Consider the following 19,548-nt stretch of genomic DNA (forward strand, 5'->3'; position numbering starts at 1 on the left):
TTGTGGATTGCACATGTAGACAGGAACAGACTGGAGACGACGTTGGCGGACCAACACCTCGAGGACCTGTGGCGCGGCGTCGTCGACGAGCTGCTGCGCCTCTCGGAGCAGGCCACCTCGTCCGTACCCACGCTTACCCCCCAACAGCGCGCCTACCTGCGGCTAATGAAGCCGGTCGTGCTTGTCGACGGCTACGCCCTCCTCTCCGCACCCCACCAAGCCGCGAAAAATGTCATTGAGGAGTCCCTGTCTCCCCACATCACGGCACTGCTGTCGTCCCACACCGGCCAGCCCTACGCCTTGGCCGTCTCCGTCGCCGCGCCCGAGCCGGAACCCGAACCAGAGCCTGAGCCTGTTCAGCCGCCGGCGCCTACACCGGAGCCGAGCTGGCAACCCACCCAATCCCACGTCGAAGCGCCGGCAGCGGGGGAGCAGATCCCCATGGGCCTGGACGAATTGGCGCAGATGCATGCTGCCCAGGTGGCGGGGCGTCGTCGAGAAGCAACTGCGCACCCCACCGTGGACCCAGTGGACCGCCGCATCCCCCGCGAGAAACCCGCGCACGACCCGGACCGCGAAGCCAGCCTGAACCCGAAGTACACCTTCGAAAACTTCGTCATCGGCTCGTCCAACCGCTTCGCCAACGGCGCCGCCGTCGCCGTCGCCGAAAACCCCGCCAAGGCCTACAACCCCCTGTTCATTTGGGGCGGCTCCGGTCTCGGCAAAACCCACCTCCTGCACGCCGCAGGCAACTACGCGCGCGTGCTGCAGCCGGGACTGCGCATCAAGTACGTCTCGTCCGAGGAATTCACCAACGACTACATCAACTCCGTGCGCGACGACCGCCAAGAATCCTTCAAGCGGCGCTACCGCAACCTGGACATCCTTATGGTCGACGACATCCAGTTCCTCGAGGGCAAAGAAGGCACCCAGGAAGAGTTCTTCCACACTTTCAACGCTCTGCACCAGGCAAACAAGCAGATCATCCTGTCCTCCGACCGGCCGCCGAAGGAGTTGACCACGCTCGAGGACCGGTTAAGGACACGCTTCATCAGCGGCCTAATCACCGACGTGCAGCCGCCCGACCTGGAAACCCGCATCGCCATCCTGATGAAGAAGGCGGCCGCCGACGGCACCCAGGTCGACCACGCCGTGCTCGAGCTCATTGCCTCCCAGTTCGAGTCCTCTATCCGCGAACTCGAAGGCGCGCTGATCCGTGTCTCGGCGTACTCGTCGCTGATCAACGAGCCGATCACCATGGAAGTCGCCCAAGTAGCACTGCGCGACATCCTCCCCGACGAAGGCGACGTCAACATCACCGCCGACGCCATCAAGGATGCCGCCGCCGAGTACTTCCAGGTCTCCCTGGACCAGCTCACCGGAGCCGGAAAGACCAGGCAGGTCGCCCACGCGCGCCAGATTGCCATGTACCTGTGCCGCGAACTGACCGAGCTATCACTGCCGAAGATCGGCGACGAGTTCGGCGGCAAGGACCACACCACCGTCATGTACGCAGACCGCAAGATCCGCAAGGAAATGACGGAAAACCGCGGCACCTACGACGAGATCCAGGAACTCACGCAGGTGATCAAGAACCGCGCCCGCATGCACGCGCGGTAGGTCGGGGCTCGCCGCGGCCTGTTTCGCGCCGGTTCACGCTCGTTCGCGCTAGACCCTGGGAGGCTCACCCTGGGATAGCGCGATTTTTGGCTGAGCCCAGGGTCTGGCTCCCAGGGTCTAGGTGGTGGCGGCGCACCCGTGTAGCCACGGCCACCCAATTCTCCTCCCCGATTCACTTCCGCACCACTCTCCACAGGCCTATCCACACCTGTGTAATTACACCGGTGTAGTTTGGCCAAACAGATCACAGTGTAACCGACGTCACACACTCGGGGCCTGGGGACAGCGTGTGCATAACCGGTGGATGAACGCGGTTCCGCTTGTGTAATTTCAACGCACCCGAAAAACTATCCACAAGCGACCCGACTTATCCACAAGTTATCCACAACCTAAATCACACGGGCGACACGCCGTGCGAACGGCACAAAGACGGCCCAATCCACAGATTCCCCAAGACCTACTGTTGTTCCCCTCTTTACTTCTTGTAATTCAATCTGGAGAAAGAGAGGGTGTGCAATCTTCGGCCCGGCCCTGACATTCGGCGGCGAACCGGAGGTGAGGCGTCGATAGGCAGAGTGCGCGCGGGTGAATCACAAATGTAGAGTGGTGTCCGATCTGGCTCTGCCCGAAATGCCAAACATGCCAAAGGAGACTGCGCAGTCATGGACAACAATGTGTCGTTTCGCGTCCATAAGGATGAGCTCGCGGACGCTGCGGCGTGGGTCGCGCGCAGCCTGCCCACCAAGTCGACGCAACCGGTGCTGCGCGCGCTTGTGATTACAGCCGACGACAACGGCCTGGAGTTCGCGGGCTTCGACTACGAGGTCTCTACCCGCGTGCGCATCGGTGCCGAGGTCAACGATCCGGGCCGCGTGGCGGTAGCCGGCAAGCTGCTCGCGGACATCGTGGGCACCATGCCTAACGACGCCATCGAGGTCTCCACCGATTCCAAGGTGATGACGCTGAAGGCGCGTTCCTCCCGCTTCGAACTGCCGCTGATTGCGCTGGACGATTACCCGCAGCTGCCGCACCTGCCGGAGGTCACGGGCCGAATCTCTCCGGCGGCGCTCACGGGCGCGGTGACTCAGGTGGCCTCCGCCGCCGGCCGCGATGACACGCTGCCGATGCTCACCGGCATCCACCTGGAAATCGACGGTGAGAATGTCACCCTCACGGCAACGGACCGATTCCGCCTGGCGCAGCGCCACCTGACCTGGGAGCCGACCAGCCCGGACGTCAAGGCGGACTTGCTCGTCCCGGCGAAAACGCTGCTGGACAACGCGCGCACGCTGGACACGTCCATCGACGATCCGGTGGAGCTCGCCGCGGGCACTGCCGACAACATCGGCGGCGACGGCCTGTTCGGCCTGCACACCGGCAACCGGGAAACCACCACCCGCATGCTGGATGCGGATTTCCCCAACGTTGCGCCTCTTTTGCCGAAGACGCACACGGCGATCGCGTCGGTGGAGGTCGCGCCGCTTCTGGAGTCCATCCGCCGCGTCAGCCTGGTCGCGGACCGCAACGCGCAGCTGCGCATGCACTTCAAAGAGGGCGAGCTGACGCTGTTTTCCTCCGGCGCGGATTCGGGCGCCGCCCAGGAGACCCTCCAGGCCGCGTTCACCGGGGTGGATGAGCTGCTCATCGCGTTCAACGCGGGCTATCTTCGCGACGGCCTTTCCGTCATCGGCACCGACCGCGTCGTGTTCGGCTTCACGGAGGCTTCCCGCCCGGCGATCATGATCCCGCAGCCGGAGGAGCTTCCGGAGCGCGGCGAGGACGGCACGTTCCCCACACCGGACACGCACTTCACTTACCTGCTCATGCCGGTTCGCCTGCCGGGCTAGCCCATGCACGTCCGCGAGCTTGATCTGCGTGATTTCCGCTCGTGGCCCGAGCTGAATCTCAAGCTTGAGCCGGGCGTGACGGTTTTCGCGGGCCGTAACGGCCACGGCAAGACCAATATCGTCGAGGCGGTCCATTATTCGTCGAAGTTGTCGAGCCACCGCGTATCGACGGATGCTCCGCTCATCCACGCCAACGCCGAGAACGCCCGCGTATCCGCCACCACCGTCAACGACGGCCGCGCGCTGACCACGCACCTGCTGATCAAGGCGCACGGGGCGAACCAGGCGCAGATCAACCGCACCCGGTTGAAATCTGCCCGCGAGCTGCTGGGCGTTTTGCGCGTGGTGATGTTCTCTCCGGAGGACCTGCGCCTGATCACCGGCGAGCCGGCGGAGCGCCGCAAGTTCTTAGACGACCTCGCAGCACTGAGAACTCCGCGCCTCGGTGGTGCCCGCGCGGACTACGAGAAGGTGCTGCGCCAGCGAAACGCCCTGCTGAAGAGCTCGAACATGGCGCTGCGCCGCGGCTACCAGGACGAAGATGGCGCAAGCGCGCTTTCCACCCTGGACGTGTGGGACAGTCAGCTCGCGGCGCTTGGCGCGCAGGTGGTGGCGGGCCGGCTCAGCCTCGTCGATGAGCTGGCCGAGCGCATCACCGAGTCCTACCAGTCCGTCGCGCCCGAGTCGCGCCCCGCGTCCGTGGCGTACAGCTCCACCCTCGACCAGGCCGTGACTGAGCTCAACGGCGGGCCCTCGCGCGACCCGGCGGTGTTTGAGGCCGCCATGCTCGCTGAGCTGGGCCGGCGCCGCAAGGACGAGATCGACCGCGGCGCCACCCTCGTCGGCCCGCACCGCGACGACCTCGCCCTCATGCTCGGCGACCAGCCCGCGAAGGGCTACGCATCCCACGGCGAAACCTGGTCCTACGCGCTGGCCCTCCACCTCGCCGAATACCAGCTTCTGGCCAGCGAGGGCACCGACCCGGTGCTGATCCTCGACGACGTATTCGCCGAGCTCGACGCCAAGCGCCGCGAACGCCTCGTCCACGTTGCCGCCGTCGCGGAGCAGGTCCTGGTCACCGCCGCGGTGGGCGACGACCTGCCGGGCAACCTCGACGACGCCGTCGCCGCGCGCTACGCCGTGACCATGCAGGACGGGGTGAGCGCCATTGAGCGATCTGATTAAACGCAGCTTCGACACCGTCCGCGCCACCGCCCGCAAACGCGGCCGCCCTCTGCCGGACTTGTCCCGCCAGGGCACCAGCACCATCCCCAGGCGCAACAATCCATCGCTTCACGACGGACCAAAGGCCGCCATCACCGTTCCGGGCCTTGAAACGGGGCTTGATCAGCCGGAGAAACGTCGTAAAGCAAATGTGCGCGGAATCCCCACCGGCCCGGACGGGCGCGCATTGCTGCGCAGCTACAAGGTTTCCTCCTTTTCCAACCTGCTGGGCTCTGAAATCCGCAAACGCGACTGGACCGAGAAGATGGCGCACGGCTGGGTCATGGGGCACTGGGCAGAGCTGGTCGGCGAGAAGATCGGCCAACACACGCACGTGGAGATGATCAAAGGCGGCGAAGTGCACGTCAGCTGCGATTCCACTGCCTGGGCGACGCAGATGAAGTACATGCAGCGCGAAGTACTCGCGGCGATCGCGGCGAAGGTCGGGCCGGACGTGGTGACCAAGCTGCACGTCTACGGGCCGAAGACGAAGAGCTGGCGGTATGGCCCGCTGCACGTGAAAGGCCGCGGCCCGCGCGACACGTACGGGTAAGCGCGAGCGAAAACCCGCGTGAAACGCCCTCTCGCGCGATGGACACCTCCCCGTTATGGCCCCCTCACCGTGTAATATAGGACAGGTTCAACGGGCCTGAATGACACATTCGGCCCACATTTACGCATGGAGGAGCTTCCCGAAAGTGGCAGAGCAGCAACCCCATTACGACGCGTCATCGATCACCATCCTCGAAGGCCTGGAGGCGGTGCGCAAGCGCCCGGGCATGTACATCGGTTCCACCGGTGCACGCGGCCTGCACCACCTGGTCTGGGAGGTCGTGGACAACTCGGTAGATGAGGCGATGGCGGGCTACGCCGACCGCGTCGACGTCACCCTGCTGGAGGATGGCGGCGTCGAGGTCGTGGACAACGGCCGTGGTATCCCGGTGGAGATGCACCCGACCGGCGCCCCGACCGTGCAGGTGGTTATGACCCAGCTGCACGCCGGCGGCAAGTTCGACTCGGAGTCCTACGCGGTCTCCGGCGGCCTGCACGGCGTGGGCATTTCCGTGGTCAACGCGCTGTCCACCCGCGTTGAGGCGGACATCAAGCGCGACGGCAAGCACTGGTACCAGCGCTTCAACATGGCCGTGCCAGACGAGCTGGAGGAGGGCGGCAACGCCCGCGGCACCGGCACCACCATCCGTTTCTGGCCGGACGCGGAGATCTTCGAGACCGTCGATTTCAACTACGACACCATCTCGCGCCGCCTGCAGGAAATGGCCTTTTTGAACAAGGGCCTGACCATCACGCTGACGGACCAGCGCGTCACCGACGAGGAGCTCGAGCTCGAGGCCATCGCCGACGAGGGCGACACCGCAGCGGCCATCGACGGCGACTCGTTCGACGACAACACCGAGACTGTGGACGCCGCCGATGTCGACCAGGACGGCGACGGCGACACGGTGGAGGCGGGCGACGAGGTCGCACCGGACGTAAAGAAGAAGCGTGAAAAGAAGGTCACCTTCTACTACCCGGACGGCTTGGTCGATTACGTCAAGTACCTGAACAAGTCCAAGACGGCCATCCATCCGACCATCATCGGTTTCGACCAGAAGGGCGACGGCCTGGAGGCCGAGGTGGCAATGCAGTGGAACGGCTCCTTCAAGGAATCCGTGCACACGTTCGCCAACACGATTAACACGCACGAGGGCGGCACCCACGAGGAGGGCTTCCGCGCCGCGTTGACGTCGTTGATGAACCGCTACGCGCGCGACCACAAGCTGCTCAAGGACAAGGAGCCCAACCTTACTGGCGACGACTGCCGCGAGGGCCTCGCCGCCGTCGTCTCCGTGCGCGTGGCCGACCCGCAGTTTGAGGGCCAGACCAAGACCAAGCTGGGCAACACCGAGGTCAAGGGCTTTGTCCAGCGCGCGGTGAACGAGAACATCTCCGACTGGTTCGACGCCAACCCGGCCGAGGCCAAGGTCATCGTGAACAAGGCCGTGTCCTCCTCCCAGGCCCGCCAGGCGGCCCGCAAGGCCCGCGACCTGGTGCGCCGCAAGTCCGCCACCGACCTGGGCGGCCTGCCCGGCAAGCTCGCGGACTGCCGTTCCAAGGACCCCATAAAGTCCGAGCTGTTCATCGTGGAGGGCGACTCTGCAGGCGGCTCCGCCAAGGGTGGCCGCGACTCCATGTACCAGGCCATCCTGCCGCTGCGCGGCAAGATCCTGAACGTGGAGAAGGCCCGCATGGACCGCGTGCTGAAAAACGCCGAGGTGCAGGCCATCATCACCGCGCTGGGAACCGGCATCAACGACGAGTTCGACATCGCTAAGCTGCGCTACCACAAGATCGTGCTGATGGCCGACGCCGACGTGGACGGCCAGCACATCGCCACCCTGCTGCTGACCCTGCTGTTCCGCTTCATGCCGGAGCTGGTGGAAAACGGCCACGTCTTCTTGGCCAACCCGCCGCTGTACAAACTGAAGTGGGGCAAGGGCGAACCGGGCTACGCGTTCTCCGACCGTGAGCGCGACGAGCTGCTGGCGGAAGGCCTGGAGGCCGGCCGCAAGATCAATACCGACGACGGCATCCAGCGCTACAAGGGCTTGGGCGAGATGAACGCCAAGGAGCTCTGGGAGACCACCCTGGATCCGGAGACCCGCATCCTGCGCAAGGTCGAGCTCGAGGACGCCCAGCGTGCCGACGAGTTGTTCTCCATCCTCATGGGCGACGACGTTGCGGCCCGCCGCAGCTTCATCACCCGCAGGGCGAAGGACGTGCGCTTCCTGGACGTCTAGGCGCTCGTAAAATCTGACAACGCCCCGACGCGTTTTCCCAGGTGAGGGAAAGCGCGTCGGGGCGTTTTGTCAACTTTTACGCGGGGGCGCTTGAGACGTCGTTAAGCAAAGCGCTCCACGATCTCGCCGAGCTGCGGCAACGACGGGCCCACGATCTTCGCGGCCTTGCCGCGCAGTGTGGAGTACACTTTCTTGATGGCGCCGGGCATGGAATCCGCCTGCTTGTCGCCTGCGTCGAGCATCGCCTTGACCACGTCGTCCTCGCGGCCGGAAAGGAACTCGCCGAAGCCCTGCTGGCCGCTGGCCTGGTAGGCGGACCAGTGCGGGTTGAGCTCGTCGACGATCTGCGGGAGGAACTTGTTCACGCCCTTGGAAATGGCGTCCGCGTCGGCCTTCTTACCTGCGGCGACAGCGGATTTGAGGGCCATGCCGGTGAGGCCGGATTGGCGGGCGACGGTGTCGTCGACAAGAGTGGTGATCTCCTGGACAACCTGGGGGCGCTTTGCTGCGTCGAGCAGCTGGGAAAGATCAGTCATGGCCACCAGTTTAACGGGAAAAACGGCCGGTGCGGGACCGGCCGTTCTCGGTTGCAGCTCTTCCACCACAGCACCCAGACCTCACATCAGTCACATGGATCACTGCAACCACAACGGGCACAACCGTAACACAGGGTGTGTGGCGGAGCTAACGCTGGGGCAGGTACTGATCAGCGTAGGACTGCACGAACGCCGTGATCTCCTTCGCCGGGATCAGGCGATTGCCTTCCGACGAGCCCGGCACATGCGTCAGATTAAACTGCTCCGCCAGGTTGTCCACCGCCTCGCGCGCCTGCGGCACGAAATCGACGATGAGCTGCACCGCAACCGCCGTCGCCGCAAACGCAATAGCCAAGGAGATCGGAGCCGAGCCCGTGTAGGACCCCTCCAGCGCACGCTTCTCCGGCGGGTTGACGTCCTTGTCATAGTCCGGGCGGTAGTTCGGCTTGGACGAACCCTTCGAGCTTGTAGAGGACAACTGCGAAATAGCGGTGTCCTGCGCAAAGGCGGGGGAGGGGGCGGCGAGCAGGGCGGCGGCCGCCAGCGCCGCAATAGTTTTCTTCATGGGGAACATGTTAGGCGCTCAGGTGGGCCGAAAAGGGAACCGCCGGGTGGTTGCGAGCGTCTAAGACACATGACCCACCTCTACAACGGCATGTCCACCACCGCTGGCGCGCTGCTTTACCCGAACCCCGGGCGTCTGTTACCGGGTATGACCAGCGTGAGCGGGAAGTTCCTCGTGCCACGCTCCGTACTGCGCCCGGAAAGCCTGGTCATCCGCGACTCCGTGCGCCACCCTCGCCGGGTGCGCGGATTCACAAAAGTTGACGAGCCCAAAATCTGACCTGGGGGTTCGCACCCGAGTTTCGAGCGGGTTGTCAACTTTTGCGAGCAGATGCTTATCGACGAGCATCCGCCCACCTCCGATACACCTCCGCCACGACAGCAGCGAACCCCTCGTTGGAGTCCGACAGCGGCGAAAGCGCCACCACGGCCTCAGAAAGCGCCGCGGCGGCAGCGTCCACGGAGTCGAACACGGCCACGCCGTGGAAACGGGCGCCGGGCACAGCGGCGCAGGCGGCCAAGGCAGCGAACGAGCGGACCTGGCAGCCGTGGAAGGCGCAGTACTCGTCCGCGATGGCCAGGAGCTGCTCGGGGGAAAAGCCCCTCATCCGCGCGCCTGCCGGATGCGCGATTCCATTCCGGAATAGGAGGGGATGAGGGAGCGGGCGAGGTCGGTGACGTGGGCGTCGTCAAGCAATCGCGATGCTGCCGCCACTACCGCACGGCGCGCCGCCTCCTGCTTCGAGCACCCCCACGCTGAAGCCAGTAACAAGAGCGCCTTGTCCTCGTCTGCGGTCAACCGGAGCGTCATAGCCATACCATTGTGATACCACGTTGCTCCTTCGCTCCAAGCAGAAGCCCCGCTAGACTCCATACACATGGCTGATGACACCACTGGCGGCTTGGACCGCATTCAACCAATCGACATCAACGAGGAGATGCAGACCAGCTACATCGATTACGCCATGAGCGTGATCGTGGGTCGCGCGCTCCCCGAGGTGCGCGACGGCATGAAGCCGGTGCACCGCCGCGTGATCTACGCAATGTACGACGCGGGTTTCCGCCCCGAGCGCTCCTACGTCAAGAGCGTGAAGGCCGTCGGCGAGACCATGAGTAACTACCACCCGCACGGCGACAGCGCCATCTACGACACCCTGGTGCGCATGGCCCAGCCGTGGTCCATGCGCTACCCGCTTGTGGACGGCCAGGGCAACTTCGGTTCCCCGGGCAATGACGGCCCGGCCGCTATGCGTTACACGGAGTGTAAGCTCACCCCGATCGCCATGGAGATGGTCCGCGACATCCGCGAAAACTCCGTGGACTTCGCCCCCAACTTCGACTCCAAGACCCAGGAGCCGACGGTCCTTCCGTCCCGTGTGCCGAACCTACTGATGAACGGCTCCAACGGCATTGCGGTGGGCATGGCAACCAACATCCCGCCGCACAACCTCAACGAGCTGGCGGACGCCATCCAGTGGATCCTGGAAAACCACGACGTCGAGGAGAAAGAGACCCTCGACGCTGTGATGGAGCGCGTGAAGGGACCAGACTTCCCAACGGCGGGCCTGATCGTGGGCGACCAGGGTATTAAGGACGCCTACACCACCGGCCGCGGCTCCATCCGCATGCGCGGCGTGACGGAGATCGAGGAGATCGGTAACCGCCAGGTCATCACGATCACCGAGCTGCCGTACCAGGTCAACCCGGATAACTTCATCCACAACATCGCCGAGCAGGTCACCGCCGGCAAGATGGTGGGCATCTCCAAGATTGAGGACGAGTCCTCCGACCGCGTGGGCATGCGCATCGTGGTCACGCTCAAGCGCGACGCGGTGCCGCGCGTGGTGCTGAACAACCTGTACAAGCACTCCGCGCTAGAGACGAACTTCTCCGCCAACATGCTCAGCATTGTCGATGGCGTCCCGCGCACCCTGCGCCTGGACCAGATGCTGCGTTTCTACGTCAAGCACCAGATCGAAGTCATTGTCCGCCGCACCCAGTACCGCCTGGACGAGGCCGAAAAGCGCGCCCACATCCTCCGCGGCCTGGTCAAGGCGCTGGACATGCTGGACGAGGTCATTGCCCTGATCCGTCGCTCGCCGACCGTGGACGAGGCCCGCGCCGGGCTGATCGACCTGCTCGACGTGGACGAGATCCAGGCCAACGAGATCCTGGCCATGCAGCTGCGCCGCCTGGCCGCCCTGGAGCGCCAGAAGATCGTCGACGACCTGGCCGCCATCGAAAAGCAGATCGCGGACTTCAAGGACATCCTGGCCAAGCCGGAGCGTCAGCGCGCGATTGTCGGCGACGAGCTCAAGGAGATCGTCGATAAGTATGGCGACGAGCGCCGCACCCAGATCGTCGCCGCCACCGGCGACGTCACCGAGGAAGACCTCATCGCCCGCGAAAACGTGGTGGTCACCATCACCTCCACCGGCTACGCCAAGCGCACCAAGGTGGACGCCTACAAGAGTCAGAAACGCGGCGGCAAGGGCGTACGCGGCGCCGAGCTGAAGCAGGACGACGTGGTGAAGAACTTCTTCATCTGCTCCACCCACGACTGGATCCTGTTCTTCACCAACTTCGGCCGCGTCTACCGCCTCAAGGCCTACGAGCTGCCGGAAGCGGGCCGCACCGCCCGCGGCCAGCACGTGGCCAACCTGCTGGAATTCCAGCCGGAAGAGAAGATCGCCCAGATCATCCAGATCCAGACCTACGAGGACGCCCCCTACCTGGTGCTGGCCACCCGCGACGGCCGCGTGAAGAAGTCCCGCCTCACCGACTACGAGTCCGCCCGCTCCGCCGGCCTGATCGCCATCAACCTCAACGAAGGCGACGCGCTCATCGGCGCCTCCCTCGTCGGTGAGGACGACGACCTGCTGCTCGTGTCCGAGCAGGGCCAGTCCATCCGCTTCTCCGCCGACGACGAGCAGCTGCGCCCCATGGGCCGCGCCACCGCTGGCGTGAAGGGCATGCGCTTCAAGGGCGACGACCAGCTGCTGGCCATGACCGTGGCCAAGGACGGCGAATACTTGCTCGTGGCCACCTCCGGCGGCTACGGCAAGCGCACCGCCATCGAGGAGTACAACACGCAGGGCCGCGGCGGCATGGGCGTGATGACCTTCAAGTACAGCCCGAAGCGCGGCAAGCTCATCGGCGCCCTCTCGGTTGCCGAGGACGACCAGATCTTCGCCATCACCTCCGCCGGCGGCGTGATCCGCACCGAGGTCGATCAGATCCGCCCGTCCTCGCGCGCGACCATGGGCGTGCGACTGGTGGACCTCGCCGACGGTGTGGAACTTCTGGCCATCGACCGCAACGTCGAGGACGAAGGCGAGGAGGAAGCCACCGCAGTCGCCACCGGGCAGAAGACCATCGAGCAGGCGCTTAGCGACGACAGCTCCGACGCCGGCGAGGACAAGGAGTAGCCCGTGGCCGTCCGCAAAGTGACCGTGCGCCACATCGGCGCCGGCTCCACCTTCAAAGTGGCAACTCTGCTGGCCTTTTTGGGCTTTATCGCCTGGATGGCCGCGTGCGTACTGGTCTACTACGGGCTGGAGCGCGCCGGGGTCATCGAGTCCATCAACTCGCTGATCGGCGGTGTCGGCGGCGACCAGGTGGTGGACATGAAACTGGCTATGTCCGCCGCGGGCCTGTTCGGCCTGGTGGGGTTCCTGTTCCAGGTGATCATGGCCCCGCTGACGGTGGTCATGTACAACGCCATCGCGGACCTGGTCGGCGGCGTTAGCTTCACCATGTCCAACCGGGCCAAGTAGGCGAATTTCCGCATTGCGGACAATCCCGGTGATCCCAATTATTGGTGCGCACCAATAAAAAGCGCCCCGCCAGAAGCGGGGCGCACGTTTCGGCGGGTTTAGAAGGGGAGCAGGCCGTTCATGGCGGCGAAACCTGCACCCGCGATGCCCAGGACGGCCAGGGCAGCGACGACGGAGCCGACGATGGCGGCGACGTTCACATCCGTGGCCTTGACAGGAGCGGTCTCGGCGGAAACCGGCTCGGCCTCAGAAACATCAGAAGCCTGTGCTACCGGAATCGCACCGTGGGAGACAGTGCGGGCGCCGAGCTCCACGGCGTCGCGGCCGATGCGCGGGGTGTCCAGGACGAGGGCGTCCCAGTCGACGGGCACCTCGACGGGGCCGTCCGGGCCTTCGGCGGTGTAGGGCTCCTCGGAGTAGTTGAAGTGGGTGAACTGGCGGTCGTAGTTCATCACGGACAGGTACTCCGCCGGCGTGGCTTGGGTGCGCGGCAGCTTGCGGGCGACGTCCGCGGAGCCGTTGTGGCGCAGGCCCAGGGTGTGGCCGAACTCGTGGAGGATGGCGTTGCGGAGCTGCTCATCGCTGTCGATCTGGTCATTGTTGGCAACGAAGAAGGCGCTGTCGCCGACCAGGGCGACGCCGGTGGTGTAGTCGCCGCGGTCGATCTGGTCGCCGATGATGCCTAGCCGGAAGGCGTTTGAACGGTCGCCGAGGTGGGTCTCAATGTCCTTCAGTAGACGCACGCCGGAGATCTGGTCGGCGAAGTAGTGCTGCGAGTAGGCCACGGTTTCGCCGCCGTGGAACTCGGTGTAGTTGGGGATGTTGGTGTGGGTCTCGCCGGCGTCGATGTGCAGGGCGATGCCGTGGTCGTCGAAGAGGTCGACGATGTCCTGCAGCGCTTCCGCGGACGGCGCGAAGGACTTTCCGTTATGCTCTTCCATCCAATTGATCTGCAGGAACAGGTCGGGGCGGTTGGGGTCGACGCCCCAGTCGGGGAGGGCGAGCTCCGTGCCGTCGTGAAGCACGATGCCCTCGGTTTCCCAGTCGTCGGGGAGGCCGTCGTTGTCAGAGTCGATGGCGTACTCGGCCGCTTCGAGGTCAACGAGTGCGGTGGTGTCCGCTGCGGCGGCCGGCTGAAGGCCGGTGAAGGCGAATGCTGCTGCGAGTGCGGCGGCGAGGGCCGTGGTTTGTGCGCGCATCTCGTTGCTCCTTTGACGTTGTGGTGGACATGGGCTGCTTTGATGCCTTCTACTTTATTCAGTGCGTTTGCGCAGGTAAACCGGGGTAAGATCGTTCAACACTTGGTTCGGATTGTTCAACGTTTGTCAAGCCCCCAGAGCCCGGATTGTTCACCAATCAGCCCCTGCCAAGCACCGCGCGCAAGCCCGGGCAGCCCGCTCACCTCGGGAGATGTGCAAAACCTCAGGAAAACCCGGATTGTTCACCATTTTCCGCCGCGCTTACCCCCGTCAGTTACCCCTGGGTGCCGGGGCGTGGAACGTCGATAAGCAATTGCTCTTTTATGGGCCATACGCTGGCGATTTGGAGCTGCAGTGGGTGCTCTGTAATATTCCTATTCGTTCCAAGGGCCTATAGCTCAGTCGGTTAGAGCGCATCGCTGATAACGATGAGGTCGCAAGTTCGATTCTTGCTAGGCCCACGGTACCCTTGGGTACGCGGGGCATTAGCTCAGTTGGTAGAGCACCTGCTTTGCAAGCAGGATGTCAGGAGTTCGATTCTCCTATGCTCCACAGAATGGCTCCCTCCAGTTGGAGGGGGCCTTTTTGCTTTGCGACGTAAGCTTCGCACTTTCCACTACCAAAGTCAGAATGAAACTCCGAAATCGCAGGTAGACAAAGTGTGAAAGTGTGGATACTGTGCGAGTTATGTCCTGGACTGAGCGGCGGTTGCGTGAAACACTTTCCCAGTTGCGTGCGTTTGGAGACGATACGACCCTGGTTGAGTGCAAAACAGCAGGTGGGGGAGTCCCTGAGCAGCTGGGCGAGACGCTGTGCGCGTTTGCGAACATGCCACAAGCTGGCGCAATCATTCTCGGGGTGAGTGAACGGCGTGGGTTCGAAGTCACCGGCGTTGCCGAGCCTGCGCAGATGGAGAAATCCGTGGTGAACGTGAACCGGAGTGCGGTGACGCCGGCGCCACAGTTGGAATTTTTCCACCACGTGCTTGACGGGAAGAACGTAGTCGTTGTGGAAGTTACGCCGCTTCTGGCTTCAGAGAAGCCGGCGAAGTTCGAGGGCAAACCATTTTTGCGCCAGGCAGACGGCGACTACGTGATGAATTCGAATGACTTGAAAATGTTGTCGCTGTCGGCGCTGACTGAGACTCAGCAAACCCACTTCGATTTTGCATCTTTGCCAGGCACCGATTCCGCCCTGCTTGACTCGAGCGTGCTTGACACATACGTGAAAACGGTGCGTGCTTCTCGGAGCCGCATAGCCAAAATCGACAACGTCGATCAGCTACTGCAGGTCACTAACGTTACGGACAACCAGGGCAACGTTCGCTTTGGCGGTTTGTACGCGCTGGGGTACCTCCCGCAGTCGGTTGAGCCAGCACTCGGAGCGACAGCGGCGGTGCGGCTGGCTCGAGGGGAGGGAGCGGGCCGAAACAGGAACCTGACTGAGATCGAGGGCCCGTTGCCCGTGATGCTGACGGAAGCGATGGAATGGATTCAGCGAAATGCGGACACCGTGAGCCGTTACACCGAAGCCGGCCACTTAGTGGATCAGCCGGAGTTTCCCCCGAGCGCTATCCGAGAAGTGCTAGCGAACGCTTTGGTGCACCGGGACCTGGGGCCCTCTGTGGACGTGGGCAAGAAGGTGGAGATCAGGCTCACGGAGCGAATGCTCATAATTGTCAGCCCAGGCGGTTTGCGTGGCCTATCCGTTTCTCAGCTTGAGGCGCCTTCATTGACTAAAGCCCCGGTTAACAAGCGTCTGTACGAAATCGCGCGTTACCTCCGCACGGACGACAGAGAGCGTGTAATTGAGGGCGAAGGTGGCGGCATTCAGGAAATCGTGACGGCGATCCGGGAGGCGCGCATGCCGAAACCTAAGTTCGTAGACAATGGTGTCGAGTTCAAGGTCCTCTTTCCGCGCGGATCCCGTTTCACGAAGGAAGAGGATGCCTGGTTGGAGGGTTTGCAGCGTGACGGGCTGCGATTGAGCCCGACTGAAGAGGATCTTCTGGTGGACCTGCGGAATCACGGCGGCGCCACGCTCTCCGGCATCCTGCAGCGCTACTCGCCTTACAGTGAGCAGTCATGCAAGAGGATGCTGGGTAGGCTCACGGAGACAGGGGTGCTCCAGGAAACCGACGGCCGGTACGCCTTGCCTGGAGCTCGGAACGACACACTGAGGTTCGAGGCCCTGCGGCCGGACATCACCGCCGCTTTCCACATTGATGATCTGGCTTCCCTTGGCAAAAACGTTCCCGCCGTCTACCGGGCTTTTACTCCTGGTGCACAGGTCACGTTGAAGGAGTTGCAGACTCAGACGGGCCTCTCGGCGGCGCAACTGCGGTATGCCCTTGAGCCCCTTCTCCACCACGGGCACGTAGTCATGCTCGGTGGTCAAGGCCGCCGGGGCACGACGTATCGGTTGAACTACTAAGACTTTCGCACTTTCCACTACCAAAGTCAGAATGAAACTCCGAATTAGCAGGTAGACAAAGTGTGAAAGTGCGAATCCCGAAACTGGAACTTCCCCACCAGTACTATCGCGGGCAAAACCACGTAGAGAGGCCCGCCATGAAGCAAAAAATCATCTCCGCGGTTGCCGCCGCAGCGCTGTGCCTGGGAGCCGTGGCGTGCGGGGCGGAGGAGACGAACGACACGAACCGCATGCTGGAGGTCAGCTCCGGGCCGCTGACAGTCCGGGTGCCGGAGAGCTGGTCGGAGTTTGATAAGTCCAGCGACCCGGATTCCATCGAGGACCCGTGGGTAGTGGGCGCGCGCGACAGCGAGGACGCGATGACGGTGCAGATCCGGCTGAGCAAGGACACCGGCGTGGCGCCTCATGCAGACGCGACCAACGCGGCCGTGCTGTACGGCAACATTTTCGCCCAGGACACGGTGATTGAGCCGAAGGGGGAGGACGCCGCCGACGTGGACGGCGCGGACAAGGCGATCGTGTCCTACTTTGAGGCCGTGGACGACGACGGCGACTACTGGGACGGCCTGTTCCTCTCCGCGGAGAACTCCGAGACCGGCAACGTGTCCACCATGGAGATGATCAGCCTGCGCGGGGAGGGGTTGTCGCAGGATGAAGCGAAGGAGATCATCTCCAACGCCACCTACGACAAGTCCAAGGAGTAGCGCCACGCACGCACGGTAAGCTGGCCAGGCGTGAACACCTTCCTCTCCCGCTTCGACGCCATGGCGGACAAGGCGGCGGCGCAGGTGATTGCGCAATATTCCACGAGTTTTTCCCTTGCTGTGCGGATGCTGCCGAACCGGGAGCGCACGCACATCCGGAACCTCTACGCGGTGGTGCGCATCGCGGACGAGATCGTGGACGGCACCACCGCCCAGGCCAACGAGTGCCCGGAAACCGCGCTTGACCTGTATGAGGAGCAGGTGCTGCACGCCTCGGCCCACCGCTTCCACACGGATCCGGTGCTGCATGCGTGGGCTTGCACCTACCGCGAGTGCCGCCTGAATCCCGAGCATGTGCGGGCATTTTTTGCCTCCATGCGCGCGGATCTGACGCAGACGGAATTCACGCCGCAACAGCTGGATACCTATATATATGGCTCGGCCGAGGTGATCGGCCTGATGTGCCTGGACATTTTCCTGCGCGGCCGCGACACCCCACGCCGCCGCGAGCTGGAGGAGGGCGCCCGTGCGCTCGGCAGCGCGTTTCAGAAGGTCAACTTCTTGCGCGACCTCGGCGAGGATAGCCGCGCACTCGGTCGAGCGTACTTCGGCGCCCCGCTCGACGACGACCTAAAGTCCACCCTCACCAGCCAAATCGCCGACGAACTCGACCGCGCCCGCGAGGCCATTTTGCTGCTGCCGCCAGCAGCGCGCGGGGGAGTGGCCGCTGCTGAAGCGCTGTTCCGTGAGCTCAACGCCCGTATCGCGGCCACCCCGGCAGCCGAGCTGCAGACCACCCGCGTCCGCGTGCCCAACTACCTCAAAGTAGCGCTCACAGCGAAAGCGCTAGCGAACTCGAGGAAGCCATGAACAAGCATCCGAAGTCAGCCATTGTGATTGGCGCCGGCGTGGCCGGCATGGCCACTGCCGCGTTGCTCGCCCGAGAGGGCATCGACACCACCGTGGTGGAGAAGCTGCCCACCTACGGCGGCCGCGCCGGCAACGAGACCATCGACGGCTTCCGTTTCGACACCGGCCCGAGTTGGTACCTGATGCCGGACGCGTTCGACCAATTCTTCAGCCTTTTTGGCAAGCGCACCGAGAACCTTTTGGACCTTCAGCCGCTCGCACCCGCCTACCGCCTTTTCCCGGAGACCGGCCAGCCCATCGACGTCCACTCCGGCCGCGACAACGCCGCGGAGCTTTTCGAAAGCATCGAGCCCGGCGCCGGCACCAAGCTCCGCGAGTACCTGGACAGCGCCGAGGAGATGTACGACCTGGCGATGCAAAACTTCCTGTACACCAACTTTCGCTCCCTGGCCCCGTTGAAGGGCCTCCGCGGCCGTTACGCCCGCCTCGCGCGCTACCTCACGGAGCCGCTGGATAGGTTCGTGGCGAAGCGCTTCACGGACACGCGTCTGCGCCAGATGCTCACGTATCCGTCCGTGTTCCTCTCCTCGCACCCCAGCCGCACGCCGAGTATGTATCACTTGCTCAGCCACACCGACCTCACCCAAGGTGTGCTGTACCCGCAGGGCGGTTTCGCGGCGGTTATGGACGCGCTGTTCAACCTCGCCGTCGACCAGGGTGCGCGGTTCCGTTTCAACTCCGAGGTCGCGGCCATCGAGGACAGGGGCGTCTTGCTTATCGACGGCCAAAGGCTCCCCGCCGACCTCACCATCTCCGCCGCGGACCTCCACCACACCGAAACCCGCTTGCTGCCGAAGAGCAAGCGCACCTACGACGAATCTTGGTTCGCCCCGCGCGACCCTGGCTTGGGCACGGTGCTGGTCATGCTGGGCGTTAGAGGCGGGATCCCGGAGCTGGCCCACCACAACTTCCTGTTCAGTGACGACTGGTTGGACGATTTTGATGCTGTATTCAATGGTCCCGTTGCCAGCCGGCCGCAGGCGGCGTCGCAGTCCATCTATGTCTCTCAACCTTCCGCCACTGATCCTTCTGTTGCGCCCGCGGGCTATGAGAACCTGTTTGTGCTGGTGCCGGTGCCCGCGGACCCGTCGGTGGGCCACGGCGACATGTACCGGGGTGAAGCTTCTGAGCAGGTGCAGCGCATCGCCGACGCGGCTATCGAGCAGATTGCGGCGAGGTGTGGGGTTGCGGGGTTGGGCCGGAGGATCGTCGTAAAGCAAACGCTTGGTCCCGCTGATTTTGCAGAGCGCTACAACGCCTGGTCTGGCGGATCGATCGGGCCCGCGCACACGCTGCGGCAGTCCGCGTTCCTGCGCGGATCGAATAAGAGCCGTAAGGCTGGCAATGTCCTGTACGCCGGGGCTACGACGACGCCGGGGGTCGGAGTGCCCATGTGTCTGATCTCTGCGGAGAACGTGCTGAAGCGGGTACGCGCGGATCGATCCTCCGGTCCGCTACAGGGATAAGGTTTTCGGCAGGTTTGCTCAAGCAATGGTGGCATCTGTGACTAGAAACACAGCGTCTATACCATTGCGTTACAATCCTTTATAACCCGAGGTAGAAGCACTATTTTAGGCAATTTTCAGATCGCTTAAGACAGTTTTAGGATTTAGTCTTAAATCTAGCTAGATATGCGTATACGTTTATAGCAGCAGGTAGAGGCGGTGAAAATTGACCGCTCGAAATTTCGTTGCGAATGTATGTGTTTTTCACAGCAACACACCCTTGGGGGAAGCGTTGAACAATCTGGAATGCAGCCTGTAGAACCTGTACTATCGGTCAAGTACCGAAACAGGTCGTTGAAAAAAGAGGCTCTGAGCAGGGAAATCAAGAAAGAGTTTCCATGCAGGGAGAGATCGAGACTTTTCAACACTTGTCGCGGACGAGGGCTGGGTGCCCTCGATTACTGCATTGAAG

General features: G+C 63.5%; 17 protein-coding genes and 2 tRNA genes. 14 read left to right on the forward strand and 5 right to left on the reverse strand.

The genetic code is table 11. From position 1 onward, the window contains the following. The first annotated feature begins 42 nt into the window (after nt 1–42). The 5 genes from dnaA to gyrB all read left to right on the forward strand — a co-directional run bounded on the left by dnaA (nt 43) and on the right by gyrB (nt 7,489). Nucleotides 43–1,620 carry a chromosomal replication initiator protein DnaA gene (gene dnaA, locus CIHUM_RS00005; protein WP_034996684.1) on the forward strand — a complete coding sequence of 526 codons (1,578 nt, stop codon included), beginning with the start codon at nt 43–45 and terminating at the stop codon, nt 1,618–1,620. 662 nt (nt 1,621–2,282) lie between these two features. Next, a complete protein-coding gene (gene dnaN / locus CIHUM_RS00010) occupies nt 2,283–3,467 on the forward strand; it encodes a DNA polymerase III subunit beta (RefSeq protein ID WP_034996685.1) in 1,185 nt (394 codons plus the stop codon). Between the two features lie 3 nt (nt 3,468–3,470). After that, on the forward strand, nt 3,471–4,652 hold the full coding sequence (recF, locus tag CIHUM_RS00015; RefSeq protein WP_034996687.1) for a DNA replication/repair protein RecF: 1,182 nt from the start codon (nt 3,471–3,473) through the stop codon (nt 4,650–4,652). Beyond that, the gene (locus CIHUM_RS00020) at nt 4,636–5,244 is read left to right on the forward strand and encodes a DciA family protein (RefSeq protein ID WP_034996689.1); all 609 of its coding nucleotides are present in this window, start codon (nt 4,636–4,638) and stop codon (nt 5,242–5,244) included. Before recF ends, CIHUM_RS00020 begins: the two co-directional genes overlap by 17 nt. Nucleotides 5,245–5,389: 145 nt before the next feature. Then, nucleotides 5,390–7,489 carry a DNA topoisomerase (ATP-hydrolyzing) subunit B gene (gene gyrB / locus CIHUM_RS00025; RefSeq protein ID WP_034996691.1) on the forward strand — a complete coding sequence of 700 codons (2,100 nt, stop codon included), beginning with the start codon at nt 5,390–5,392 and terminating at the stop codon, nt 7,487–7,489. A gap of 101 nt (nt 7,490–7,590) precedes the next feature. Here gyrB and CIHUM_RS00030 read toward each other — a convergent pair whose 3' ends face one another. Beyond that, nucleotides 7,591–8,025: a DUF6918 family protein gene (locus CIHUM_RS00030; protein WP_034996692.1), complete on the reverse strand. Its 435-nt coding sequence runs from the start codon at nt 8,023–8,025 to the stop codon at nt 7,591–7,593. Nucleotides 8,026–8,173: 148 nt separating this feature from the next. Continuing rightward, on the reverse strand, nt 8,174–8,590 hold the full coding sequence (locus CIHUM_RS00035) for a hypothetical protein (protein ID WP_148363811.1): 417 nt from the start codon (nt 8,588–8,590) through the stop codon (nt 8,174–8,176). 69 nt (nt 8,591–8,659) lie between these two features. Here CIHUM_RS00035 and CIHUM_RS00040 point away from each other — a divergent pair, with 69 nt between their 5' ends. After that, nucleotides 8,660–8,869, forward strand: coding sequence for a hypothetical protein (locus tag CIHUM_RS00040; protein WP_034996705.1), 210 nt, complete (start codon nt 8,660–8,662; stop codon nt 8,867–8,869). A gap of 55 nt (nt 8,870–8,924) precedes the next feature. Here the strand turns inward: CIHUM_RS00040 and CIHUM_RS00045 are convergent, their stop codons facing one another. Both CIHUM_RS00045 and CIHUM_RS00050 read right to left on the reverse strand, forming a co-directional pair. Beyond that, entirely contained in the window at nt 8,925–9,197 is a 273-nt protein-coding gene (locus CIHUM_RS00045; protein WP_034996706.1) for a hypothetical protein, read from the reverse strand. After that, nucleotides 9,194–9,406, reverse strand: a complete 213-nt coding sequence (locus tag CIHUM_RS00050) for a hypothetical protein (protein WP_034996708.1) — start codon at nt 9,404–9,406, stop codon at nt 9,194–9,196. Before CIHUM_RS00050 ends, CIHUM_RS00045 begins: the two co-directional genes overlap by 4 nt. Nucleotides 9,407–9,467: 61 nt before the next feature. On the opposite strand from CIHUM_RS00050, the gene gyrA reads away from it, so the two are divergent. Further along, the gene (gene gyrA, locus CIHUM_RS00055; protein WP_034996710.1) at nt 9,468–12,017 is read left to right on the forward strand and encodes a DNA gyrase subunit A; all 2,550 of its coding nucleotides are present in this window, start codon (nt 9,468–9,470) and stop codon (nt 12,015–12,017) included. Nucleotides 12,018–12,020: 3 nt separating this feature from the next. After that, complete coding sequence (locus CIHUM_RS00060) at nt 12,021–12,365, forward strand: DUF3566 domain-containing protein (protein ID WP_034996714.1); 345 nt, start codon at nt 12,021–12,023, stop codon at nt 12,363–12,365. A gap of 98 nt (nt 12,366–12,463) precedes the next feature. Here the strand turns inward: CIHUM_RS00060 and CIHUM_RS00065 are convergent, their stop codons facing one another. Further along, on the reverse strand, nt 12,464–13,564 hold the full coding sequence (locus CIHUM_RS00065; RefSeq protein ID WP_034996718.1) for a zinc-dependent metalloprotease: 1,101 nt from the start codon (nt 13,562–13,564) through the stop codon (nt 12,464–12,466). 387 nt (nt 13,565–13,951) lie between these two features. Here CIHUM_RS00065 and CIHUM_RS00070 point away from each other — a divergent pair. The 6 genes from CIHUM_RS00070 to crtI all read left to right on the forward strand — a co-directional run bounded on the left by CIHUM_RS00070 (nt 13,952) and on the right by crtI (nt 19,097). After that, nucleotides 13,952–14,025 (forward strand) — tRNA-Ile (locus CIHUM_RS00070). Nucleotides 14,026–14,043: 18 nt separating this feature from the next. Then, nucleotides 14,044–14,116, forward strand: a tRNA-Ala gene (locus CIHUM_RS00075). Between the two features lie 135 nt (nt 14,117–14,251). Beyond that, complete coding sequence (locus tag CIHUM_RS00080; protein WP_034996720.1) at nt 14,252–15,997, forward strand: ATP-binding protein; 1,746 nt, start codon at nt 14,252–14,254, stop codon at nt 15,995–15,997. Nucleotides 15,998–16,134: 137 nt separating this feature from the next. After that, nucleotides 16,135–16,701 (forward strand): hypothetical protein, encoded by a 567-nt coding sequence (locus tag CIHUM_RS00085; RefSeq protein WP_034996723.1) that lies wholly within the window; start codon nt 16,135–16,137, stop codon nt 16,699–16,701. 60 nt (nt 16,702–16,761) lie between these two features. Next, nucleotides 16,762–17,571 carry a phytoene/squalene synthase family protein gene (locus CIHUM_RS00090; protein WP_051106284.1) on the forward strand — a complete coding sequence of 270 codons (810 nt, stop codon included), beginning with the start codon at nt 16,762–16,764 and terminating at the stop codon, nt 17,569–17,571. Beyond that, the gene (gene crtI, locus CIHUM_RS00095) at nt 17,568–19,097 is read left to right on the forward strand and encodes a phytoene desaturase family protein (RefSeq protein WP_034996726.1); all 1,530 of its coding nucleotides are present in this window, start codon (nt 17,568–17,570) and stop codon (nt 19,095–19,097) included. Before CIHUM_RS00090 ends, crtI begins: the two co-directional genes overlap by 4 nt. Nucleotides 19,098–19,548 lie beyond the last annotated feature (451 nt).

It is taken from the genome of Corynebacterium ihumii (assembly GCF_028609825.1).
Taxonomy (GTDB): domain Bacteria; phylum Actinomycetota; class Actinomycetes; order Mycobacteriales; family Mycobacteriaceae; genus Corynebacterium; species Corynebacterium afermentans.